Raw genomic sequence first — 20,011 nt, forward strand, 5'->3', positions numbered from 1 at the left:
CACTATTTACAATCATGAGATAGCACAGCAACCTTCGAACGTACCATTGGCGCTGATTCAAAAATATGGCCGTAATTTTCAATGGGATCGTGATATAGCCAATAATCATACCACGACAAGTTCGTATACGACGATTGTGGGTTGGAAATCTATTCTCAATCAGTATATGCTTGCCAAAGCAAAATTTTTTATCACTCAGAATACCAATGATCGAACAGCTTATGCCAATGCTGCATATAAAGACGGTTTTGATGGATATCCGTTACCAACAGCACTGAAAAGCTATGCCAATCCCAGCAAAACAGGAAGACCTAGCAATACGTACAATCCCACCGCATTGTTTGGTAACAGTTATAATGGGACTCAGTATCAGAGATATATTGATAATTTCGGCAATGCCGGATTTATGCCTTCTTTAACCTTTTTGCTACCCCATAACACCGTGACATTGGGTGGGCTATATATGTTCAGCAAGGATAATTCTGCCGAATACTGGTATGGTGCTCCTGATGTGCCGATGATTAATGGTTATAACAACGCGTGGGATGAACATGACACAAGAAATTATGCGGATGTCTATTTGCAGGATCGCATCAGTTTGTTTGATCATCGTTTGATCATCACCCCTGGTGCAAAGTATTATATGGTCGGTACCACCTGTAATGATATTGAAGGGTATTATTATAATTATGGTGGCACGGTCAGCAATACCTTCAACTACTGGGAGCCTTCATTTGGTGTGAGCTTTCTGGCCACCAAAGATATTGATCTGTATTTCCACTACGGTCGCGTGTACAAGGTACCTAATATCAGCGCCTATTATTCGGTCATTGGCAAAACCCCAACACCGGGTGCGGAATTGGTGAAACCTGAATATGTGGATAGTATTGATACAGGTGTGCGTTACAACTTTGCTGGTATCAAAACTTCTTTGGCATATTTCCGTCGGATATTCAATAACAAGTTTGGTTATTTCTATAATGATCAGACGGGTCAGACCTTTCAGTACAATGTGGGTAGCGCTTTATATCAGGGCCTAACTGCATCCGTAGATGGCAAGCTTCCCTTTAACATGAATGCCTTCGCCAACTACAGTCTCACTGAAGCCAAGTATACATCCAATTTTGATGCAGCCGATGGTGCATCGGTAAGGTCTGGAGAATACGTGGGGGATGTTCCCATGTACAATCTGAACTTTGGCTTGGGTTATCATTATGCGGGATTCTCAGCACGCATTACCGATCATGTGGTGGGTTCTCAATACATCAATACCAATAAGGGTGCTCCAGCTGGTATAGCATTACATCCTTACAATATTGCTAATCTTAACCTGGGATATGTCTGGCGGCCTGAGGAAATGGGAGTCAAAAAGCTTACTTTTGACTTTTACGTGGATAATTTGTTTAACGCAAATTATAATCCCTATGAATATGTACAGTTGCGCAGTGCCAAGGACGGTGGCAACTTTATTGCCGCCCAAGCGGGAGCGCCTACCTTCATTGGTGCCAGTTTAGCCGCCAAGTTCTAATGGCTTTTTGAGGTCCGTCTTTCTCGGGAAGGACCTCATGGATATCCGGCATGAGTTTTATCGTGCCGGATTTTTTTTCACCAGCAGCAACCCCTCGCGGATACTGCTGGAACTCAATAACGCCAAACGGTGCAAATCCGGATAATCTTTGGTACTGATGACAAACTCCGGGAGTTTCAGTCGCTGATCGATATGCAGGATTTGCCCCTGTAGCGCGTAGTGTATGGCGTAGCTGCCCACCGCAGTTTGCATATCCACATTTTTAGGCAGATAAGCCGGGTGGTAACCCCGGGGTAATTGCAGGGTAATATGAGATTCCATATAACTGGGATGGATGAGGCTGGGGGTGCTGCGCTCGGCATCAGCCGTGAATGCCTGCAAGGGTTTGGCCATGGCCGTATCGGTGGGCATGATCATCGCCATGCGCGGGCCGGGAATGAAAAGCCCATCCTTTATGGCATGGGTTTTGATCCCCAGAGGCTGATCCAGATGGTCCCGATTCTGAAAAGCGATGCTCTCCAGTTTCCCCAGATCGCCCTGTTCATAAAAGCCGTTGCGCAATCCTTTCATCAACAGCCGTCCCTGGCTGCCAATCAAGGCGGAACGGATATCCTGGGCAGCGTAACCCCGACGGATTTCTGTGCTTTGGTCTATCATTTGCCCGGCTTTGCTCAAGGTAAGCAGAGTGTGTTTGGCGATTAGCGGCAGGCTCAGGTCAGGGGCCGGGGTTTGGGTCATACGCGGATTCTTGCCGGTAATCAGCACCGGCCGACCCGCGTCTTCGAGTGGTAGACTGTGGATACCCGCGTAGCGCGAGGTGGGATCCAGAAACAGATCATAAGCCGGGATGTACACCAGAAAATGCCCAAAGGCCAAAGGGTCCACGCCGGGGTAGGGGTGGAAGCGCGCAGAGGTGGACATCAGCGCAGGTACGGCTTCCACATGCACGGCGCGGAGGAGGGCGCAGAGCAGGGCGGCATTGGCATTGCTATCGCCGACCCCGCGCTGCAGCGTGCTGCTCGCTGCGGGAGGGGTGAAGCCGGCATTGGCGTAATTGATGGATACTGAGTGGATGTTTTTTTGCAGCCAGTGATAAATGGCCTTAACGGCATCCATACCCGTTGCCCCGCCAGCTATATGGGTGGCCGCTTTTTGCAGTTCAGGAGTTGCTTTCAGGGCAGGGGCGGCCAGTTGATTGTAGGCCCGGGCCACTGCGCTCCAATGATTGGTGGTGGAAATCACTGCCAGCGGCGCATATTGGGTCAGCGCCGGACTACCCAAGGGAGGGTAGGAGACTTTTGTGAGGCTGGTGCTAAATGATACGCGACTACTATGCATGTCTTTTTGCGTGGGCGCCAACTGCCAGGCACTGCCTTGCTGGGCGGCGTAGAGTTTTTGTGCGGCGGGGGCGCGTAAAATGATTTCTGCCTGTTTAACCGGCACATTGGGAGCCAGTACTGTACTGATGGCATGGATGCCCGGTAAATAGCCGTGGTCATAGTGGATGGTATAGCGGATGTGCAGCGTATCTCCGGGCGCCACAGCAGGGAACACGACACTCTGAATGCGGCCATCACTCAAAAAAGGCGCACTGAGAGCATCCGGGCTGGATTGGGTATAAATGGCACTGGCGGGCACCGGATGTTTACTGCCGGAAGGTGTTTCCGTGTAGGCGTCGAGAATGTGGACCTGGGCAAAATTGGCCGGGTAGCCAATTTGTATCTGGGATTGGGATTGTACGCCGGCCATGGTCAGGGGCTGAATAACGCGATCGATGCTGTCTGTAAAAGCACCGTTTTTCTGGACGCTGATTTCCTGACGCAGGAGCAGTATCTGATAATTCACCTGGGCCGGTTCGCGGGCCAGCGCCAGGTTCGCGCTGCTCATGAGGATGCAGCCGGCAGTAAACAAAACAGTCTTGGGCAGAATTTGGCGGGTCATATACAGGCTTCCTGAATTCATTGACGAACAAGGATAAGTGGACTTTGCTGGGCGGCATAATCCCGTTTCAGCAGCTGGCGCAAAGCAGGATATTGCCGGGGGTTATATACGACGCGCTTTAACTGCAGCGTATAGTGAACGAGGACACTGTGATTCTGCCGGGTCAGGCTATAGACAAAGCTGCCGGCTGAATTCTGTAGTTGTTGATCTGGCGGCAGATATTCCACGCGGTAGCCAGCGGGCAGGTGGATCGTGCTGGTCCAGTGAATACCACCAAGATAGGTCGTGACGGGATGCTGGCGTTGCAGGGGGCCAATGACCCGGGTGAGCGCGCGTATGGGGTTTGCTGTGCCGGATAGACCGGGAGTGAGATAAGGGCCGGAGGGTATGGGAAAACTGATATGGTCACCGACATGGGTATAAGCCACCGTATGCCAATGGGCACTGACTGAAAATGGCTGATCCAGCACATTGGGATCACCCGGAACAAAAGAGCCACTGCCGCCGCCATCTCGAAGCAGCAGGGTATTCATGACCCTGGGAAAAGCTGAGGGGGGGATGGACGCAAAGGTTTCCCGGTACATCCAGGCCCACCAGCCATGGGTGACCATTTTGGCCGTAGCACTCAGGTCACCATTGCGATGCAGGGTGAGATCTGCAGAATAGTCCAGTTGATTGGCCCCGGGCTCGGCACCGGGAGTCATGACCACCCGAGGGTGAGGTCCGGTCACAATGGTCGGCTTGTCCCGTTCGCCTACCGCCAGTTGCCCCGGGGTTTCATAGGTGCCGGTACTGTCCAGAAACAGATGGCGTTGAGGCGCATAGTCTATGGCGTGGTTGAACCAGAAGGGCGTGGGCAGAGGCGGTAGAGTAAAGACATTATTCCAGTTGATGAGGGTCGGGTAGAGCTTGAAGCCTTTGGCATTGAATAGAGCCTGGAGTAGGGTGGCGTGGGCTTTACAGTCACCATAGCGGTTTTGCAGGGTGCTGTTGGCCGAGATGGGTACAAAGCCACCTACGCCTAATTCCAGGCCGACATAACGAATATGGTGGGAATCCCAGGAATAGAGGGCCTTTTGCGCATCCCAGCCCTGCAAGTTCTGGCTGGCATCAGCGGCGGTTTTCTGTACCAGAGGGGTGACGGTGGCCTTATCCGCAGCCCGTGACCAATAAGCCTTGCCGACCGCGGCCCAGGTCGGGAAAGTGCTCACCTCAAACAGGGGGCTGAACTGGCTTTCGGCGACAGTGCTCGGACCTGGATAATGGGCATGATGGATAGACATGCGGGCGCTGATCTGTATCAGTTTGCCGTGATTCTGGCGGGTGATCATCCAGCCGCCGGTTTGAGCCGCCTTCAGGTGCATACTGCGGGGTGCCGTGATTTTCACCTGAAAATTCCGGGCGGACTGGCTGACCGGAATTTGCCAGAACTGGGAATACTCTCCGGCAAAGTAGGGGGTGGTCTGGGTTTTCTCGGTGATGAGGTGTAACTGGTCGTGCTTGCCGAGTCTGGGTAGGACGATGGATAGCACCTTGGCGTGACTATACATGGGTGCTCCAGCAGCGACGGGCTCGGGCCGCACATAAATGGCACTGGCGGGCACCTCATATTTCTGGCCGCTGGGGGTGCTGACCCAGGCGTGCAGCACCTGCAGTTTTGCCATGTCCGCAGAGTAGCGTATCTGAAAGGGATTGATCATGGTTTCGAGGGCGGGATTCAGCAGCTCCAGAACCTGATGATCGCGCTCGGTGAACAGGCCGCTGGATTGTACGGTGACCGTAATATGATTTTTGAGGATACGCAGAGGGGCACCGCTGAGCTGCAAATTCAGTGGAACAAAAGGGGCGGTACTGTCCGCAAAGGCTGTATCCGCCTCGGCCATGCCGGTCCAGAGCATGCCCGTTCCCCAAGCCATACCAACCAGAAAAATCAAAGTAGACGGGATTTTTTTGCGCAGAAGCATAGGTTGGTCACCTTTTTGAAAAATCATGGGGTCAGAGCAAGAGATTTTGCCCGTTTGCGGCGCGGCCAGGAGAGCCCGTCAAACCATAAATAGAAGGCGGGAGTGATGTACAGGGTCAAAAACTGGGAAAATATCAGACCGCCCACCACGGCTACCCCTAGGGGTACCCGACTGCCCGCTCCGGCGCCAAAGCCGATGGCGATGGGCAAGACCCCGAGAATGGCGGCAAAAGTGGTCATCATGATGGGCCGATAGCGGATGCTGCAGGCATCGACAATGGCGTCATAGGCATCCGCGCCTTCCCGGCGGCGGCTCACCGCGAAATCCACGAGAATGATACCATTTTTCTTGACCAGGCCCAGCAGCATGATGATGCCGATAAAACTGTATAAATCGAGAGGCTCATGGAAAATGAGCAACGAGAGCAGAGCACCGAAGGCCGCCAGGGGCAGGGCTGTCAGAATGGTCAGGGGATGCAGGAAATGTTCATAGAGAATGGCGAGGACCACGTAAATCAGCAGAATAGTCGCCAGGAGCAAAAAGGGCAGGGATTTGAAAGCTGACTGGAATTGGGCGGCATTTCCGCCCAGATGTCCGACAATGCCAGCAGGCAATACTTTACGTGCAGTTTTTTGCAGGGCACTGATGGCCGTGCCCAATTGCACTCCAGGAGCCAGATTGAAGGAAATGGTGGTCGAGGGCTGACCATCATGTTGCATCAGGTTCAGGGGGGCGGCGTCATAATGGAACTCAGCTACGGCGGAAAGGGGCACCAGGGTTCCCCCCGCCCCCGGTACACTCAAAGTGGACAGAGCATTGATATTTTTCTGGTAGCGCGGTTGCAGTTCCATGATCACTTCATATTGATTGCTGGCCCCGTAAATGGTTCCCACCTCGTGCCCGCCGAAGGCCAGACCCAGGGTGTTTTCGATAGCGGCAGGAGTGACCCCTAAAGCCGTGGCGCGGGCGCGCTGAATCTGAATGGTCACCTGAGGGCTGTTGTTTTCCAGACTGTTACTGACGGAGTTGAGCTGGGGAAGTTTCTGCAGTGCATCGGTCATTTTCAGCGTGGCCGCATTCAGATCGCTCCAGTTACTGCCCATGAGTTCATACACATAACTGCCATTGCCACTGGCGGTGCCGGAGTGGGCACTTTGCGGCCCCTGAAAAACAATCTGGGCATTATGAAAACGTCGGGTGGCCTTTTGCAGGGCGACAATGATCTGTTCGGTCTGGGGAGCGTAGCCATTGCGAATATGAATGAACATGTGGCCGGAATTGCGACTGCCAAAGCCTCCCGCCCCCTGACCGGCAGAAGATACCACCGATTGAATGCGGCTGTTGGCTTTGACTACACGGGCAATGGCCGATTGCTCCTGGCTGACCTCGGCAAAGGTCATGCCGGTGGGATACTCGATGTTGGCATTGATCATCCCCGAATTCTGGCTGGGCAAAAAAGCCTTGGGAACCAGCATCAGCAACCAGACGCTTCCAGCTAAGGAAAGCCCGGCCAGAGCCAGCATCCAGTATTTGTGATGCAGCGCAATTTTCAGGGTACGAATATAAAAATCCCGACTTTTTTTAAAAAAACGCTGAAAAATCCCGTTTTCCGGCAGGTGTCCAGGATCATGTATTTCAGCGAGCGCGTGGGGATGATTGGGTTTCAGGTAACGGCTACAGAGCATGGGGGTCACACTCAGGGCGACCATTCCGGAAATCAGGATGACCATGGCAATGCTGACTCCGAAGTCCGAGAACAAATGTCCGACAAAGCCTCCCAAAAATATCAGCGGCAGGAAAATGATGGACAGGGACAGGGTCATGGACAGCACCGTAAAGCTGATTTCCCGACTGCCATTGAGGGCGGCAGTCATGCCGGTTTCGCCCCGATCAATGTGGCGATTGATGTTTTCGAGCATGACTACTGCATCATCCACCACAAAACCTACGGAAAGGGTCAGAGCCAATAAGGTCAAGGTGTTGATGCTGAAGCCGAGGAGCATCATCACCAGAAAGGTGCCGAGCAGGGACAGGGGAATGGCGACGGCGCCGATGAGCGTCGCCGAAGGGCGGCGCAAAAACAGCCACATGACCCCCGCCACCAGAAAACTGGCGATGATGAGGGTCATCAGCACTTCATGTACGGCGGCACGTATGTAGTCGGCCAGATCAAATACATTGGTCAATTTGATCCCGCCAGGCATGGCGGCCTGCAGCTGCGGCAGCATGGCGCGTATTTTATTGGAAATATCCACGGTATTACTGCCGGGTTGACGGACCACGGCCAGGACAATGCCGGGTGTTTTGTTGATCCAGGTTTCCTGCTGGTTGTCCTGGGTACTGTTGACCGCTTTGCCTACGGCACTGAGGGGCACAGCTTGCCCGCCTTCATAGGCCAGAACCAGGTGGTTGTATGCTTCGGCCGTATGTAACTGGCCGTGCACCCGAGTGGCAAAAGCCTGATCTCCACCGTCCAGGGTGCCGCCGGGCAGATTGACATTGGCGTTGCCCAAGGCACTTTGCACCGCCTGGAGGCTCAACCCCCGGGCCGAAAGAGCAAAGGGATTGACGTAAATGCGCACGGCGTAGGTCTGGGCACCATAAATCTGGACATTGGATACCCCGGAGATTCCCGACAGGGCCGTGCTCACCTTGGTCTGGGCGTATTTGTCCAGTTTATAAAGGGGCATGTTGGGTGCGGACATGCCGATATAGAAAATCGGCTGTGCGGAAGGATTCATCTGGCGCACGGAAGGCGGTTCGGGCATGCCCGGCGGCAGGTAATGCTGAGCCTGGGAAACGGCATTGGAGACTTCCTGGGTAGCACCCAGGGGCGACTTGCTGAGATCAAACTGCAAAGTAATCTGGGTGACGCCATTTTGACTGACGGCACTCATGGAATTGAGGCCGGGAATGCTGGCAAACTGCCTTTCCAAAGGCGTAGCCACGGCGCTGGACATGGTTTTCGGGCTGGCTCCCGGTAGCTCTGCGGTAACCACCACCATGGGAAAGCTGACATTGGGCAGCAGAGCTGTGGGTAATTGCAGATAGGCAAACAAGCCCAGCAGAGCTACGGCCAAAGCCAGTACCGTGGTGGCAACGGGACGGCGGATGAAGGGGGCCGAGAGGTTCATTGGGGGGCCTGATTTGCTTTCATGATGTGATCACTCGCACCGCCGAGCCAGGATGGAGCCGGGTGGGTGCTCCCACAATCACCTGTTCTCCCAATAAATGCTTTGCCCCCGCTATCGCTACCCGGTTGCCGTTCTGCCCCAGAAACTGCACCGGTTGCATGACCGCCTTATGATCCTTGATGGTGTACACATAGGGTCCGGAAACGCCTTGCTGCAAGGCGTTGGCAGGAATGATCAGGGCACCGTGAAGCTGTCTGGCGGTAAAATCCACCTGCACATATTCGCCGGGCCAGAGGCGAGCAGGTTGGTTACTGAGTGTGGCCCGTGCCGTGACTGTTGCCGATGCGGTATTGACGGTATTATCAATGACGCTAACGGTCCCGGTGCCGATGCGGGTGTGGTGATTTTCATCCCAGACATGCACTTGACCAGAGTGCTGACTAATGGCCCTGTGCAAATCATTGAGATAGGTTTCAGGCAGACTGAATTGTACGTAAATGGGTTGAATCTGATTGATGGTGACCAGCTGGGTGCTGTTGGCGGCGACCAGATTGCCGGATTTGAGCTTTAAAATCCCGACGCTGCCACTGATGGGCGCGGTGATCCGCGTTTCCGCCAGGGTGATTTGCGCCGCCTGAAGAGCCGCTCGATCGGCCGCTACCGTGGCAGCGGCGGTATTGGCCTGGGCCTGGGCCTGCTGCACCGTCTGGCGGGTCACATATTCCTTGCTGAGCAAAGGGGCATAGGCCTTGACCTGGGCCTCATCATATTGTTCCTGAGCAATTTCACCCTGAAGGTTGGCGCGATCCTCGGCAACCTGGGCAGCGGGAGTGGCCGGGTCAATCTGAAACAAGAGCTGCCCCTTTTGCACGACTTGTCCCGAGTGTACTGCCACGCTTTGCAAAATGCCGCTGACCTGCGGGGTGATGGTGACACTATGCGAGGCTACGGCCTGCCCCAGAGTGTTGACTACAATGGGCAGATCCCCGGTCTTCACAATTGCAGTTTCAACAGGTAACGCCGAAACTTTTCTGTGATGCTGCTGATGATCAGCACAACCCGTCAGGAGCAGGATCACCGCCGCCGACAGCAGCCAGGACTGGCGGAGTCGCATCATGCTGGACCTCCCGGAAGCCTGCCTTCTTTCGGTAAACTGATTAACCCCAAGGCATTGGCGAGGTTAGCGAGTTGTACATAGGCCGTAGTAATGTCCTGAATGCGAGTTTGTTCAGCAGTAGTGAGTGTGGCCTGGGCGGTGAGCAGATTGAGCATGGTGGAAAGTCCTACCTTGTACTGGGCACGGATGGCAGCAAGAGAAGCCTGGGCACTTTTGACGGCTAATTGGGCGGCGGCAGCAGCAGAGCGCGCCCCCATGACGGTCTGATAATCCTGATAGACGGTTAAGGCAATGCTTTGGGTCTCCTGGTTCAATGACGCCCGGGCACTACGTTCCTGGCGACGCGCCTGTTGAATCTGATAGCTGTCATGAAAACCGGTAAACAACGGGACTTTGAGGCTGAAGCCAATAGCCCAGTTCTGGGAAGGCTCTAGTCCATTCTGAAAGCGTTTACCAGCGGACACCGATGCACTGAGCGTCGGCAGTCCCTGCGCCTGATCTTCCCGGAGCGTAGCACGGCTGGCCAGAATCTGGGCGGCCGCAGCCTGGACTTCCGGATTGTACTGCGTGGAATGCTGGACCAAAGACGCAACGGAAGGAGTAATGTTTGGTGGCAAACGGTGGGTGTTCAATGGCACCAGCGGTATGGGGTTATTGGATGGCAAACCACAGCTTTCGGCCAGCGCTGCCTGATCCGAGCGGACAGTGGCCGAAGCGGAAATCCATTGGGCCCGGGCCTGGGCGAGGGCCGACTGCGCCTGTAACACATCGGCGATAGTTGCCATGCCGGCATGTTCTTTTAAACGCGCCGCATCCAGATTGGCCTTGTCTTCAGTGACGGTTTGCAAATAGGCGCGAACCAGAGCCTGTTCACCAATGAGTTGGTAATAATTTTGGGTAACGCTCAGAGCGACTTTGCTCAGCGCGCTGTTGTTATCGAAACCGGAAATGTACAACTGCGCGAGAGCGGCATCTTTTTTCGCAGCCCGCAGACCAAAATCCAGCAATACATAACTCAGGCTGAGGGTGGGGGAGTTGCTGTTGATAATGGGAATGCTGAAACCAGCGGAAGTATTACCCTGCGAGCGTGCGGTCGTGTCACTCAGCGAAATGCTGGGGAGCCAGGCGGACTCAGCAACCCCCAAAGCAGCGGCGGAAGCCTGTAGATTCTGGTAAGCCACCCGGGTTTGGGGATTGTGAGCCAGAGCATAATTGGTCAATGCCGCCAGACTCTGAGGCTTCACAAAGGTATGGGTTCCCGGCAGGACGGCCTTGGGCAATTGCAGATGTCGGTCCTGCCAAGACTGTCCCAGCGGTGTCTTGACCCAGTCCTGGGTATCAAAGGGGTCGTGGATCAGCATATCGAGGGGCGCGGCCCAGGCTGTTTGACTACCCAGGAGCATCCACAGCAGAGCCCAGACTGAGAAGACCCTGAAGCAAAATTCCGAGCTATTCAACTTGATGCACATTTCGATCAACGTTCCTTTGTTGCCCATTCGGTCTGGCTCGCTGCCACCAGCGCTGTCCAGTCATCGGGCGGGTTGCCGCGTCCGAGCATCTTCTTGAACTGCGCATAGGGATCGGATTTGCTACCCGCCGACCGCAGCGTCTGCTCATCGTTGATCCAAGCGAATACGATCGCCTTCGCCTTGGCATCGTAGCGGAAGAACAGACGGAACCGCCGTCCGATCTTCGCGCGCCGCCAGTGGCGATACGTCGGCCCCAGGGTGTTGCCCTGGCGGTATTCGTCTCGCGAAGGATCGCTGGGCACGACCTCCAGGATCAACTGGCTCAAGGCCCGAAACAGCTTGACGTTGGCGTTGCTCTCGAACCCTTGCGGGTCGTTCTGTTTGGCCCGCTCTGCAGCAATCTGCAGCTTGCGCAACTGCCCGATCACGCCCTCGTGAAACAAGAGCGTCCAGCCGTGCCGCTGCATCAGAGCGCTACCTTGCCGTCGATGTCTTCATCGAGATCGATCGCGTGGCCGGCGTTCACCAGCATGGCCCGGACCAGATCGTCCGGCAGGGACCGAACGCGCTGGCCGGTCCGGATGTCGGCCTCCAGCAGACCCAGAAAGGCCTCGATGTCCGGGTCTTGATGTTCGGTGTCCGCACGGGTCACGATGACTTGGCCTTTGCGCAGGTCGAAGGCCACTTTTCCGCCGGCGTCCACGCCCAGCGCCTGCCGGATGGGTTTGGGTAGGGTGATCTGACCTTTGGAGGTCAGTGTGGCGACTTCATGGATTTCAGGCATGGGGCAGTCCTCCCGATGAAAATGTCCCTATAGTAAGGAATTTTCCTTACCTAATCAATTCACCTGGGCAGGATTTCGGCGTCGGCCAACTATATAGCCCTCAGACCCGTTTCCGACAGCCCCCAGAGTGCCTGTACGTCCTCGTAGGTTTTCAGGTAAACCCCCTCGTATTGGACACTCCGTCAGAGGCACTCCACAAAGATATTGGAGAATGGCAATGTCAGGCATGGTCCCGCTCCACTTTTGTGGTCTGTGACTCTGTCATGACGGGCACTTCCGTAAACGGATCGAACCCGTGCCACTATGTAGCTGGATGTTTATGCTATTAGCCACCGGCCCAAACTGATATCGACGCCCATCAACGGCACTCGGAGCAAAGGGATGCTCGGCATCAAAGCCGCCGGTAGCAGTGACGGCAAGGCCACTGAGGGCGGGTTTGCCGGCAAAACAGAGAGCGATGTTGCCGGTACCGGTGTGGGCAGAGAAACTGTCGCCCGGAGACACTGCCAGCGCATGGATCTGGATGTTTCCCGTGCCGGTATGGATTTCAAAATGCTGCGTGCTCCCCTGCCAATATACCGTCCCCGTGCCGGACTGAATGTTTGTCCGCTGGCCAGAATGCTGGCTTGCCAGCACCTTCCCCGTACCGGCATCCAGGGTCATTTCCGGCGTGGAGGAATCGATCTGAATTTGTCCCGTTCCGTCTTTTACTGTCAGCGGATTCCTCGCCTTGGGGTTGTGAAAGAGAAACTCCCCTGTGCCCAGTTTGGCGACAATGGGAAGATACTCAGGCAAAGCTATCTGCAGCTTCGCCTGTACCTGAGAATGGTGGAGCGAGGGTAGAGGAATCCACGGATCACCATGAAAGAGCCAAGCCCACAACCTATGGAAAAACTGCGGGGCGTTGGTGAAATTCTGGACGAAATTCTTATCCTCCCGGTCAGCGGAGGAACGGATGCTAATCACTTGCCCCGACTGGATGATTGATACGCTTGCTTCCTTGAGCAGCTGCTGTTTCTGGGCCGCGTCTTTAGCATTTCCCCAGATGCTTGTCCGTATATGCAGCTCATTTCCTGGGGTGACGACAATCGTACAGTTCTGAGAGGGTAGTTGCAGATCCAGGCGCTGCCCAGGCTGGGTCACCAGATTCTGCTCTTGAGTCTCTTGGAACGTCGCGGCTCTTGCGAGACCAGGAAGGAGACAAGCGGTGAAAAGCAGCAGAACAAATGGCAATAACCTGATTATGTGCGTGTTCTCCCGGTGAAACGGCCCCTGCAGCGAATGATTTGCAACGACGTTGGCCCGCGCTTTCTGGTTTTCTGGCGAAGGACCACAAGAACGCAAAGGATTCACCCCAAGCGTTGAATTTCGCATACTCATCACGCCAGTACCGGCGCCGTATTAGCCGGATCAGACCAGCTCTCGGCCCCGGTTTCCACATGCCCGGCCAGGCGCCAGCGGTGGCTTGCGCTGCGGATTTCCAGGTCGTACCAGTGATGGCTTTGGGTGATGGGCCAGGAAATTTCCCGGCTTTCTGCTGGACCCAGCTCCAGGGCCCGCATTTCCCGGCCATAGGCCTGGTCGCTGATCTCGATGCGCTGCTTGTCGCCGCTGCCGTTGTGCAGATGCAGGCGCAGGCTGCCGTCCTTCTCGCCCCAAGCCTCCACTTGCAGGGTAGATGCACCTGTGCCGCTGAGGGTCCGCAGGAAACTATCGGGACCAATGACCGTCAGAGCCAGATCCTGATCCTTGGGTAAAGGGATCTCATCTTCCAGGCGACTGGCGGGACCGGCGGTGTAATGATGAGGAAGATGGTGGCTGCCGTCCCAGTAAGCCGTGCACACCACGCCGATGGGGGCGGGATTGTGGAGATGGACTTTCACGCCGGTGGCGGTGGCTTCCAGACGCAGGCGGGTGTCGTAGGCCAGGGGCCGACGTCGGCGTAGCCCCGCTTCCTGGGGGATGATGGCCAGTTCCTGCTCATGGGGCACTTCGGGCGCGGGCAGGGTCGATTCGTGGTGGACGGTGGCCACATAGCTGGCGGTGCTGGGCAGGGAGACAAAACGCTCATCGGGTCGCGAGAAGTCGAAGGCAGAAGTCAGGTCTCCACAAACCGCCCGCCGCCAGGGGGTGATGTTGGGTTCACTGACCCCGAAGCGTTTTTCGATAAAGCGGATCACCGAAGTATGATCGAAGACTTCCGAGCACACATAGCCGCCCTTGCTCCAGGGCGAAATGGTCATCATGGGCGCGCGGGGTCCGAGCCCATAGGGCAGCTGGTCCGCACTGTAAAGTGTCGGCCAGTTCGGATTGATGCGATTGTGGATCTCCCCTTCGGTGCTGACGGTGCTTTTGCCGGGCCGCACCGGAGTGGGTGGCTGGGGCGGCGGCACATGATCAAAAAAGCCGTCGTTTTCGTCGTAATCCAGGAGGAGGGTGGTTTTGCCCCACACGGCAGGATTGCTGGTCAGGGCATCCAACACCCGGGCGATGTAAATGGCCCCGTATGCTGGTGGATAGGAGGGGTGCTCCGAATAACCGGCCGGTACCACAATCCACGATACATGGGGCAGGCGATTGTGAAGCACATCGTCACGCAGGGCGGCCACACCACCGGGGCGCCGCGCCCGCTGGGCCAGCGGTGAACTGTCGGGAATATCGGTGAATGACTGAAAATACAGCAGGGCATTTTCGCCAAAATTGCCGGTCATGGGGTTTTTGTCCACCTCGTGCAGACCCTCCTGGTAGACCCGCCAGGAGATGCCCGCCTTCTGCAGACGTTCGGCATAAGTCGGCCAGGTGAAGGGCTTTACGCCCTTGGTCCAGAGATGGGTGTCGTCATCGATGTAGGGTCCGCCATGCTCTCCCTCAGGATCAATGGAGCCCGTAAAGAGCATACAGCGATTGGGGCAGGTCGGTCCGGCGAGAGAGGTGAAATAATGATCACAAATGGTGAAATGATCAGCCAGGGCATAATGGAAAGGAATATCCTGACGCTGAAAATAACCCATGGTCATATCGGTTTTATTGAGCGGCCAGGCATTCATCAAACCACCAGCGATGGCGCCATGCTGGGAGGCCCAGCTGTGATCGAGGTCCTGCAGGAACTGGGCGGAAGTCTTTTGGGTATTGAAATGAAAAGGTAGAATCGACCGGGTTGGGTCATCCATGCGGCCCTGAAACCAGATGGGTTTGCCATCGGGCAATTTCAGGGGAAAGCGATCGTTATAACCGCGCACCCCGCTCAAATGACCAAAATAGTGATCAAAAGAGCGATTTTCCTGCATGAAGACCACAATGTGTTCCACGTCTTCCAGGGTGCCGGAGCGCCCCAGCGCGGGCAGCATGGCCGCCCGCGCTACGGAACTGCCGAGAAAGGCCGTGACACCGGCACCAGCCCCCAGACTTTTCAAAAAATCACGACGTCGCATGGGTTTTCTCCTCGATGTGCTGCAGGGCGGTGGCGGCGGGCGGGTAATGCCATAGCAGTGCTTGCTGGAAAAAAATCCGAGCCTGAGCCGGGTTTTTCGTTTCCCCATAGCCATGCCAGGCCGCCAGTCCCAGATCATAGGCGGCTGCGCCCACCTTCTCTGCATAAAGTTGCTGTAAGAGGGTTCGGCTGCGACCTTGATACCAGTCTGCTTTTTCCAGATTTTTGGGCATGAGCCTACCCTCGGCGTAAGTCTTGCCCAGCCAGAAATCGGCATTGGCTACCTGTGGCACCATCAGGCCCTGGCGGAACCAGAATGCCGCCCGTTGCGGGCTGCGACCCACGCCCCAGCCATTGAGATAGGCATTGGCTACTTGCCGCTGGGCAAAACGGTCGCCGGCCTCGGCAGCCTGCAAATACCAGTGGAAGGCCTCATTAGAATTGGCCTGCACTCCTAATCCGGCCTGATACAGGTGTCCCAGGGTGTCCGCCGCCCAGAAATCATCATGGTCTGCAGCGGCCTTTTTGAGGAGCGGCACTGCCTGGGCGTAGGCATCGTGATTCAGCAATTGCAGGATAGGTGCATCTGCTTTGCGAATGGCCCGGGCATGATTCAGATAGGCATCCGCAAGTGCGCCAGGATTGGCGGGATTACTCATGCCCATTGTTGCCGGGGAACTTTCGGAAGCAAGGCTGCAGGTAAAGGGAAAGAGAGATAGCAGGAGACTGGCTGCGCAAAGCGTAATTTTTTTGATTTGCATCATAAATCCACTTTTCGATGTAAGTTCAGCATGAAATGAAATTTTCAAAGCCTAAACTAACATACTATTGTTACAGTATTGTGAAGGTTTTATGACAAAAATATGATATTTTCTGGTTCGTTTTTTGCTTGCGGTTATTGGAATCCGCCTTGTTATTGGGCAACAACCATGAAAGTTTCTCCTTGTCATAAAAGTGTCATGTTTGCGTGTTAAGGTGAGGACTTTACAGCGGCCTTGTGACGATAATGATGAATACCCTGTTGAATGTTATTGACGAAGAACAGAAAGTAAATAAGCGCCATCGCCGGATTCTCTGGGCTTCGGGGCTGGGTATTTTTCTGGATGGTTATGATTTGAGCATCATGGCTATTGTGTTGATTCTGCTCAAACCGCAATGGCATCTAGGGCCGACCCTGCTGGGATTGCTGGGTACGGCAGCCCTGGTGGGGGCGCTCATCGGCGGCCTTTTCGGAGGTATCATCGCTGACCGTTATGGCCGCAAAACTGTTTATCTCATCGATATTGCGGCTTTCTTTTTCGCTGCACTGCTGTCGGGCTTTGCCTGGGATATCACCTCCCTGGTCATTCTGCGTTTCATACTGGGGTTGGGTGTCGGAGCAGATTATCCCCTGAGTTCCACGTACATTGCCGAGTTTATGCCCAAAAACAAGCGTGGTTCGGCCATGACCTGGATTTTCGGGTTGTGGATGGGCGGCGCGCTGGTTTCCAGTTTGGTGGGTCTGGCCTTGCTGCATACCGGTCCTGAAGCCTGGCGCTGGATGCTTGCTTCCGGTGCCCTACCGGCGGTACTGGTCCTCTGGCTGCGGCGCAGTTTGCCGGAGTCGCCGCGCTGGTATATCTATCGAGGTCGCTTGCAGGAAGCAGCGGAGGTATTACGCTGGCTGGTACCGGACGTCAGTGCGCAGGAGCGGGAACGTCTGGTTCAGGAAACGGCCACCAGCATGCAGGCCAGCCGAAATGTCTCCTGGACCATGCTCTTCAGCAAGCCTTATTTACGCCGGACCATTTATGCCTGTGTACCCTGGTTCATGATGGATGTCATGGGTTATGCCCTGGGTATTTTTCTGCCTTTCATGCTCATGCACATGGGACTGAAGACTCCGGAGCAAGCCATCATCGGTAACAGCTTTTTTACCGCCAGCTTTGTGCTCGGTTGGATTCCACTGGCATTGCTGATTGACCGGGTGGGTCGGCGGCGGGCCCAGATCTGGGGTTTTCTGGGTGATGCCCTCAGTTTGGGACTGGTGGGATTATTCGCGCTTTCCGGCGAGCCCCCTTTTGCCATTGTCGCTGCAGGTCTCATCATCTGGCAGATTGCCAATAGCTTTGGGCCTGGGAATACCACCTGGATTATTCCCACCGAGTTGTATCCCACGGAATTGCGGGCGACGGGGCATGGTTTTGCTACCGCCTTCAGTCGTTTTGGAGGAGTAGTGAGTGTGTTTTTCCTGCCGAACTTGCAGGCGACACTGGGTAATGGTGGATTGCTGCTGGTGCTGGCGGGGGCCGGGCTGATCGGCGTACTGACCACCTGGTGGCTGGGCTCGGAGATGGCTGGCCAAGCCCTGCCGGAACTGCTGGATGCTACAAGTGGCTCCAGTGGTCAGCGCGCTGCCTGAGAGTCCGCTGGATACGGTTCTCAGGGAATCAGTGAGGCACCAGCGTCCACGACTTCTCCTGCGGCAGAGGCGGTGTCAGAAACGGTGGCACAGCCAGCCAGGGAAGTAATGACGCAGATCAAACCCAGAAGTCGTGTCAAAAAAGTCATGGTTGCTGGTGCTCCTTTTTAATCAGGTGATGCGCGGATAATAATCGAATGTTTGTGCATCAGGATAGCGCATCAGAACCCGAAGTGCTTCTGTTCATCAATATACATCTCAGGCACGCGTTCCACAGGCGGCACGAATATGACTATATCCGTCTTTTTGGCAGAGTTCCGGTAATTTCAACAGAATATCGCGGATCAGTTCAGGCCCCTGAAATACCAGTCCCGTATAAATTTGCAGCAAACTCGCACCGGCGCGAATTTTTTCATAGGCATCGGCCGCGCTGGTGATGCCTCCGGCGCCAATAATGGGCACAGTTCCGTTACATTCCCGATATAATTGCGCAATCACGACAGTGGCAAGCTGACGCAGGGGCGCGCCGCTCAAGCCGCCGGTTTCCGTATATTCCGGATGCTCCGGGGGTCGGGCGATAGTGGTGTTGGTGGCAATAAATCCATCCACTAGCGGCGCATCTCCCAAGGCCAGCTTGGCAATGAGGGTAATATCCTCAGGGCTCAGATCAGGGGCGATTTTCAGCAGCACGGGCAGTGGTGGGCGTTGATGCACAGCGGCCAGACGCCGATTGGCTGCAGCCACCGTCGCCAGCAATTCCGGCAGGGTGTCGGCAGCTTGCAGCAGGCGCAAACCCGGCGTGTTGGGAGAGCTGACGTTGACGGTCAGATAATTCCCATAGGGAAAAAGGTTTTCCAGAGCACTGACGTAGTCCTCGGCTGCCCGTTCCAGCGGGGTGTCCTTGTTTTTACCGAGATTGATGCCGATGGGCACGGGATGGGGCTGCTGAAGGGCCGCCAAGCGTTGGGCGACAGCAGCGGCTCCTTCCCCAGGAAAACCCATGCGATTGATGACTGCCTGGGAGCTTGGGTAGCGAAATACCCGGGGCCGGGGATTGCCGGATTGGGGGAGGGGGGTGACCGTACCGATTTCAAGGAATCCGAAGCCCAAAGCGGGCAGGGCGGCGGCGGCACGCGCATCCTTGTCATAGCCGGCAGCCAGACCGACAGGATTGGCAAATTCCAGGCCCCACAGGTTTTGCTTCAGGGCGGGATGGCTGACGGAAAAATGCCCGGCCACCGCATTCAGACTGCGCGGCATACGCCCCAGGGTTTCCAGGGCGAGAATGCTGAGCTGGTGGGCCTGTTCCGTCTCCAGACTGAAAAGCAGGGGGCGCAGCAGTGGATAGATCATGCCCAATCCCGGGGCGTCAGAAAATCGGTTTTCAAACGTGCCTCGGGGCTATCTTCTGGCGCTTGCCAGTCATATTCCCAGGCGGCGAGGGGGGGCAGGGACATGAGAATGCTTTCGGTGCGCCCCCCGGACTGCAACCCGAAGAGGGTGCCCCGGTCGTACACAAGATTGAACTCCACATAACGACCCCGGCGCAGCAGCTGGAATTGTCTTTCCCGCTCGCCAAAAGGCGTGTGGCGGCGGCGTTCGGCAATGGGAAGGTAGCTTTCCAGAAAACTACCAGCCACGTCTTCCCAGAAGGCCTGCAAGCTCTGTGCATCACCGCTGAGATCATCAAAAAAAATGCCACCGACGCCGCGCATCTCCTGACGGTGTTTGATGGTGAAATAATCATCACACCAGGCCTTGAAACGCGGATAAAAATCCGGGTCGTGACGATCACAGGCATTTTTGAGGGTACGATGAAAATGCCGGGCATCTTCGGCAAAACCATAACTGGGGGTGAGATCGGCGCCACCACCAAACCACCACACTGGCCCGGCACTGAAAAACCGGTAGTTCATGTGGACAATGGGTACATAAGGATTACGGGGATGCAGTACCAGCGACACGCCCACGGCGGTGAAGGGCTGCCCCGCGAGTTCAGGACGATGCGCGGTGGCGGAGGGGGGCAGTTTGTCGCCATGGACCTTGGAGAAATTAACTCCGCCTTTTTCCAGCAATGCGCCGTCGCTGATGACGCGGGTACGCCCGCCGCCGCCCCCCGGTCTTTCCCAGTGGTCTTCACGGAATCGCGCCTGCCCATCGGCATTTTCCAGCGCCGCGCAAATACGATCCTGGAGATTCAGGAGAAAGGCTTCGATCACTTCCGTGGCAGGCTGTTGCATGGG

General features: G+C 55.7%; 15 protein-coding genes. 2 read left to right on the forward strand and 13 right to left on the reverse strand.

Annotated elements, in window-relative coordinates; genetic code table 11:
* Nucleotides 1–1,528: TonB-dependent receptor domain-containing protein (locus B1757_RS04030; RefSeq protein WP_101537100.1), on the forward strand; the 1,528-nt coding region annotated here is incomplete at its 5' end.
* Between the two features lie 57 nt (nt 1,529–1,585).
* Here the strand turns inward: B1757_RS04030 and B1757_RS04035 are convergent.
* The 10 genes from B1757_RS04035 to B1757_RS04080 all read right to left on the reverse strand — a co-directional run bounded on the left by B1757_RS04035 (nt 1,586) and on the right by B1757_RS04080 (nt 16,128).
* Nucleotides 1,586–3,469 (reverse strand): DUF3857 domain-containing protein, encoded by a 1,884-nt coding sequence (locus B1757_RS04035; RefSeq protein ID WP_172437594.1) that lies wholly within the window; start codon nt 3,467–3,469, stop codon nt 1,586–1,588.
* 17 nt (nt 3,470–3,486) lie between these two features.
* The gene (locus B1757_RS04040) at nt 3,487–5,433 is read right to left on the reverse strand and encodes a DUF3858 domain-containing protein (protein WP_101537102.1); all 1,947 of its coding nucleotides are present in this window, start codon (nt 5,431–5,433) and stop codon (nt 3,487–3,489) included.
* Nucleotides 5,434–5,456: 23 nt separating this feature from the next.
* On the reverse strand, nt 5,457–8,567 hold the full coding sequence (locus tag B1757_RS04045; RefSeq protein ID WP_101537103.1) for an efflux RND transporter permease subunit: 3,111 nt from the start codon (nt 8,565–8,567) through the stop codon (nt 5,457–5,459).
* A 19-nt stretch (nt 8,568–8,586) separates the two neighbouring features.
* Complete coding sequence (locus tag B1757_RS04050; RefSeq protein WP_101537104.1) at nt 8,587–9,684, reverse strand: efflux RND transporter periplasmic adaptor subunit; 1,098 nt, start codon at nt 9,682–9,684, stop codon at nt 8,587–8,589.
* Entirely contained in the window at nt 9,681–11,087 is a 1,407-nt protein-coding gene (locus tag B1757_RS04055) for a TolC family protein (RefSeq protein WP_101537218.1), read from the reverse strand. Before B1757_RS04055 ends, B1757_RS04050 begins: the two co-directional genes overlap by 4 nt.
* A gap of 71 nt (nt 11,088–11,158) precedes the next feature.
* The gene (locus tag B1757_RS04060; protein ID WP_101537105.1) at nt 11,159–11,620 is read right to left on the reverse strand and encodes a type II toxin-antitoxin system YhaV family toxin; all 462 of its coding nucleotides are present in this window, start codon (nt 11,618–11,620) and stop codon (nt 11,159–11,161) included.
* Nucleotides 11,620–11,937, reverse strand: a complete 318-nt coding sequence (locus B1757_RS04065; RefSeq protein WP_101537106.1) for a type II toxin-antitoxin system PrlF family antitoxin — start codon at nt 11,935–11,937, stop codon at nt 11,620–11,622. The genes B1757_RS04060 and B1757_RS04065 overlap by 1 nt, the downstream gene beginning before the upstream one ends.
* Before the next feature lie 261 nt (nt 11,938–12,198).
* Nucleotides 12,199–13,317, reverse strand: a complete 1,119-nt coding sequence (locus B1757_RS04070; RefSeq protein WP_216360815.1) for a DUF4097 family beta strand repeat-containing protein — start codon at nt 13,315–13,317, stop codon at nt 12,199–12,201.
* Nucleotides 13,317–15,368: a phosphocholine-specific phospholipase C gene (locus B1757_RS04075; RefSeq protein ID WP_101537108.1), complete on the reverse strand. Its 2,052-nt coding sequence runs from the start codon at nt 15,366–15,368 to the stop codon at nt 13,317–13,319. The genes B1757_RS04070 and B1757_RS04075 overlap by 1 nt, the downstream gene beginning before the upstream one ends.
* Nucleotides 15,355–16,128 carry a tetratricopeptide repeat protein gene (locus B1757_RS04080; RefSeq protein ID WP_216360816.1) on the reverse strand — a complete coding sequence of 258 codons (774 nt, stop codon included), beginning with the start codon at nt 16,126–16,128 and terminating at the stop codon, nt 15,355–15,357. Before B1757_RS04080 ends, B1757_RS04075 begins: the two co-directional genes overlap by 14 nt.
* A 245-nt stretch (nt 16,129–16,373) precedes the next feature.
* On the opposite strand from B1757_RS04080, the gene B1757_RS04085 reads away from it, so the two are divergent.
* Complete coding sequence (locus B1757_RS04085) at nt 16,374–17,768, forward strand: MFS transporter (protein WP_253253699.1); 1,395 nt, start codon at nt 16,374–16,376, stop codon at nt 17,766–17,768.
* A 20-nt stretch (nt 17,769–17,788) separates the two neighbouring features.
* Here B1757_RS04085 and B1757_RS15895 read toward each other — a convergent pair whose 3' ends face one another.
* From B1757_RS15895 to hemF, 3 genes are all read right to left on the reverse strand, one after another.
* On the reverse strand, nt 17,789–17,917 hold the full coding sequence (locus B1757_RS15895; RefSeq protein WP_301179151.1) for a hypothetical protein: 129 nt from the start codon (nt 17,915–17,917) through the stop codon (nt 17,789–17,791).
* A 109-nt stretch (nt 17,918–18,026) separates the two neighbouring features.
* On the reverse strand, nt 18,027–19,121 hold the full coding sequence (locus tag B1757_RS04090) for a quinone-dependent dihydroorotate dehydrogenase (protein WP_101537110.1): 1,095 nt from the start codon (nt 19,119–19,121) through the stop codon (nt 18,027–18,029).
* Nucleotides 19,118–20,008 (reverse strand): oxygen-dependent coproporphyrinogen oxidase, encoded by an 891-nt coding sequence (gene hemF / locus B1757_RS04095; RefSeq protein WP_101537111.1) that lies wholly within the window; start codon nt 20,006–20,008, stop codon nt 19,118–19,120. Before hemF ends, B1757_RS04090 begins: the two co-directional genes overlap by 4 nt.
* Nucleotides 20,009–20,011: the final 3 nt, after the last annotated feature.

It is taken from the genome of Acidithiobacillus marinus (assembly GCF_002847505.1).
Lineage (GTDB): Bacteria > Pseudomonadota > Gammaproteobacteria > Acidithiobacillales > Acidithiobacillaceae > Acidithiobacillus > Acidithiobacillus marinus.

Bases quoted from the DNA above. Each gene is read 5' to 3' on its own strand.
- B1757_RS04070 (WP_216360815.1), bottom strand. From the start codon at position 13,317: ATGAGTATGCGAAATTCAACGCTTGGGGTGAATCCTTTGCGTTCTTGT.
- B1757_RS04075 (WP_101537108.1), bottom strand. From the start codon at position 15,368: ATGCGACGTCGTGATTTTTTGAAAAGTCTGGGGGCTGGTGCCGGTGTC.
- B1757_RS04090 (WP_101537110.1), bottom strand. From the start codon at position 19,121: ATGATCTATCCACTGCTGCGCCCCCTGCTTTTCAGTCTGGAGACGGAA.
- B1757_RS04035 (WP_172437594.1), bottom strand. From the start codon at position 3,469: ATGACCCGCCAAATTCTGCCCAAGACTGTTTTGTTTACTGCCGGCTGC.
- B1757_RS04085 (WP_253253699.1), top strand. From the start codon at position 16,374: ATGATGAATACCCTGTTGAATGTTATTGACGAAGAACAGAAAGTAAAT.
- B1757_RS15895 (WP_301179151.1), bottom strand. From the start codon at position 17,917: ATGACTTTTTTGACACGACTTCTGGGTTTGATCTGCGTCATTACTTCC.
- B1757_RS04040 (WP_101537102.1), bottom strand. From the start codon at position 5,433: ATGCTTCTGCGCAAAAAAATCCCGTCTACTTTGATTTTTCTGGTTGGT.
- B1757_RS04055 (WP_101537218.1), bottom strand. From the start codon at position 11,087: ATGCTCCTGGGTAGTCAAACAGCCTGGGCCGCGCCCCTCGATATGCTG.
- B1757_RS04065 (WP_101537106.1), bottom strand. From the start codon at position 11,937: ATGCCTGAAATCCATGAAGTCGCCACACTGACCTCCAAAGGTCAGATC.
- B1757_RS04045 (WP_101537103.1), bottom strand. From the start codon at position 8,567: ATGAACCTCTCGGCCCCCTTCATCCGCCGTCCCGTTGCCACCACGGTA.
- B1757_RS04060 (WP_101537105.1), bottom strand. From the start codon at position 11,620: ATGCAGCGGCACGGCTGGACGCTCTTGTTTCACGAGGGCGTGATCGGG.
- hemF (WP_101537111.1), bottom strand. From the start codon at position 20,008: ATGCAACAGCCTGCCACGGAAGTGATCGAAGCCTTTCTCCTGAATCTC.
- B1757_RS04050 (WP_101537104.1), bottom strand. From the start codon at position 9,684: ATGATGCGACTCCGCCAGTCCTGGCTGCTGTCGGCGGCGGTGATCCTG.
- B1757_RS04080 (WP_216360816.1), bottom strand. From the start codon at position 16,128: ATGCAAATCAAAAAAATTACGCTTTGCGCAGCCAGTCTCCTGCTATCT.